At 31.7% G+C, this 3,134-nt stretch carries 2 protein-coding genes, 1 rRNA gene and 1 pseudogene; 2 read left to right on the top strand and 2 right to left on the bottom strand.

Annotated features, from left to right (window positions below; genetic code table 11):
- The first annotated feature begins 6 nt into the window (after nt 1-6).
- Nucleotides 7-124 (top strand): 5S ribosomal RNA (gene rrf / locus ACIR310F_RS0100315).
- Nucleotides 125-318: 194 nt separating this feature from the next.
- Here the strand turns inward: rrf and ACIR310F_RS0100310 are convergent.
- A complete protein-coding gene (locus ACIR310F_RS0100310) occupies nt 319-1,020 on the bottom strand; it encodes a hypothetical protein (protein ID WP_028082104.1) in 702 nt (233 codons plus the stop codon).
- Nucleotides 1,021-1,203: 183 nt separating this feature from the next.
- Here ACIR310F_RS0100310 and ACIR310F_RS0100305 point away from each other — a divergent pair, with 183 nt between their 5' ends.
- Entirely contained in the window at nt 1,204-2,562 is a 1,359-nt protein-coding gene (locus ACIR310F_RS0100305) for an ATP-binding protein (RefSeq protein ID WP_028082103.1), read from the top strand.
- 212 nt (nt 2,563-2,774) lie between these two features.
- Here the strand turns inward: ACIR310F_RS0100305 and ACIR310F_RS27440 are convergent.
- A pseudogene (locus ACIR310F_RS27440) lies at nt 2,775-2,975 on the bottom strand (hypothetical protein).
- Nucleotides 2,976-3,134 lie beyond the last annotated feature (159 nt).

Genomic DNA, 3,134 nt, shown 5'->3' with positions numbered 1-3,134 from the left:
GGCTTTCCTGGTGTCTATGGCGCGGTGGAACCACACTGATCCCTTCCCGAACTCAGAGGTGAAACGCTGTTGCGGCGACGATAGTTTGGGGGTAGCCCCATGTCAAAATAGCTCGATGCCAGGTTTATTATTTAACAACAATTCCTCCTCTATTCATTTAGTGGGGGTTTTGTTTTTGGGTGATACAAACAAGCGATCATTCTTACAAAACCATAACAAAAGAGCGATCGCTCTCCCATTATCCCCAAACAGCGATCGCTCATTTTATGAAAATTTGATATCAGAGTTGGTTTGAGAAACAAAACTCAACCTTGTATCTTAGAATGTTTGACCATTGAAAGAACGAATATAAAGAGTGCTACCTCCATTTGCATTAGTAGCCACATAGGAAGCAGTAGTACCATTCCAACTCCAACCCCGAATGTCGTCTGTACTAGAGATGATTTGACTTGAGCTTACAGATCCAAATTTTTTACCATCGAAAGAACGAATATAAAGAGTGTTACCTCCATTTGCATTAGCAGTTATATAAGAAGCCGTAGTGCCATTCCAACTCCAACCCCGAAATGACTCTGTACTAGATATGCTTTGACTTGATCTTACAGGTCCGAATTTTTGACCATCGAAAGAACGAACGTAAACAACCGTCTGTCCATTTTGATTAGCCAGATAGGAAGCCGTAGTGCCATTCCAACTCCAACCCCGAATGTCATCTGTACTAGATATGCTTTGACTTGATCTTACAGATCCAAATGTTTGACCATCGAAAGAACGAACATAAAGAGTGTTACCCCCATTCCCATTAACAGCCACATAGGAAGCAGTAGTACCATTCCAACTCCAGCCCCGAATGTCATCTGTACTGGATATTACCAAACTACGTATATTAGTATTTGCCAGAATTAGATAAGGACTATCAGGTTGAGCTTGAACTTGTTTTGTGTGAGATAAACCAACTATTGAAGATACAGCTAAAGTTGTTGTTATACCTAAAGTAGTTAAAAACTTTGATAAGGTCATTTTTTTGCAAAAACAAATGTGTGTATGTATTAAAAATAACTGAATTAAGATTTAATTAGCTATAGGAAAACATCGGATTTTATCGGGAGATTTATTATAAAGTGTTAAGCAAAAGCTCGGAACAGTTCGGAAAAAATCCGATTTAGACTATAATGCTTAAAACCTTTACCCTATATAGTTTTTATGACTGTAGACGAAGTTGTAAAATTTGTTGATCAAATGGTATTTGAAAAAACGGGAAAACATTTAGATGATATCCAAACTGCTGTAGTTGAAGGTACATGGAAAAGAGAAACTTATGATCATATTGCTAGGGAATATAATCTTTCTAGCAGTCATGTAGGAGATGTAGGATCTGAATTATGGCAACTTTTATCGGAAATATTACATGAAGATATTAAAAAAACTAATTTTCGTTCTACATTTGAAAGATTAAATATTGAATCATCTCAAAATCCAAATATTTGTATTGGTAATAATTATTATTATAGTTCACAAACATTAAATCAACCTAATAAAGAAGAGGAAAAAATTAATATAAATACTGAATCTAAATTATCTGCTTACGATTTAATATTTGCTCCTGAAATTATAAATTTTTATCAACGAAAAACAGAATTGGAAAAACTCTCTGATTGGATATTTAAGCAAAATACTCGTTTAATTTCAGTATCAGGATTATATGGAACTGGTAAAACTACTTTAGTTAAAAGATTTATTGATTTAAACTTACAAAAATTTGCAGTTGTTATTTGGAGAAGTTTAAAATATCCTCAATCTTTAGATTTATTTGTTACCGACTTATTGAATATTTGTCAACAAGAACCTCAAGCAAATTTAGATAAACGATTAAAACAATTATTAGATGTTTTTGCGAATCATAAATGTTTAATTATTCTTGATGATTTACAAAATATATTTATCCCTGGTAAATTTGCAGGACAATACAAACTTGAATATCAAGATTATCAAAACTTTTTTAATATGCTGACAGAGGTTAAACATCAAAGTCATGTAATTGTGATTAGTCAAGAACAATGTTTAGAAATTGAATGTTTAGATGATGAATTATGTCCAATTAAGTCTTTAGATTTATCAGGATTATATGATCTTGATATTCTCCAAAATAGAGGATTAAAAAATGAAGATAATTGGTTAAAATTAATTGATTTATATGCAGGTAATTTTATTGATTTAAAAAGTGTGAGTATCTTAATTAATAAGAATTATGATGGTCAAGTGGCTGATTTTTTATCTGAGAATACTTTGCACATTACCAATCAAATGCAATCTCGTTTTCAGCAAATATTTAAGCATTTATCATCCCAAGAACAAGAAATAGTATTGCATTTAAGTAAGTTTGAAATACCTATTACTAGAGAATATTTGAGAGAGAGTTTAAATTTATCTGTTGTTGATTTTAATAATGGTTTACAGTCTTTACAAGAAAGGTATTTAGTCACGAAAATAAAAAATGATAAAATCTTGTTTCAATTATCTTCAGTTTTTAGGGAATATGTGAGAAATTTTTGTCAAAATTGATGATGATTTCATAAAAAATATAGGTCATATTTCTTGATATATTTTGAATCAATTACATAAGTCCTAATTTCACAGATAAAATTGAACAATGATTTTATTCTCCATCACAACAGTTAAAATAGAGGAAGATTTGTATATAATTATTTGTAAATATTAGTAAATTACGTAGCATATATTAGTTTTCAATAATACTAATATATATTTGTTGTTTGCTATTGTCCTCGTCCTGGTTTGCAGTCTGCGAAACCTAATGCTTCGCTATCTAGGAAACTCGCGATTCTCTTTCAGAGACACTACGTGAACGCCATTTCAATAATAGCTTCTACTGGATAGTCAATTTCAGCAGCACGGGCAATTAAAGCTGCTTTGATTTTTTCTGGTAAGCGTTCTAAGATAATTTTAGCATCAGTAATGTATGTAGCAAAGGGGTACTAACAGACCGAGGGCTTGACCTCTATATTCTTAATTGCTATTATTATTTCTCGTTCTCGAATGCAGTCTTCAGGGAGTTTAGCTAGTTAAATATTTGCCAACTAATACTAACTAATGCTATGCTTTTCTTATGGCATACA

The sequence above is a fragment of the Dolichospermum circinale AWQC310F genome (genome assembly GCF_000426925.1).
In the GTDB taxonomy this organism is placed as follows: domain Bacteria; phylum Cyanobacteriota; class Cyanobacteriia; order Cyanobacteriales; family Nostocaceae; genus Dolichospermum; species Dolichospermum circinale.
Note: the sequence above shows the minus strand (reverse complement) of the source record. Positions and strands in the feature narration are given on the sequence as shown.

What these genes read in the sequence shown, in the direction of transcription:
- ACIR310F_RS0100310 (WP_028082104.1), bottom strand. Translation starts at nt 1,020, where the DNA reads ATGACCTTATCAAAGTTTTTAACTACTTTAGGTATAACAACAACTTTA.
- ACIR310F_RS0100305 (WP_028082103.1), top strand. Translation starts at nt 1,204, where the DNA reads ATGACTGTAGACGAAGTTGTAAAATTTGTTGATCAAATGGTATTTGAA.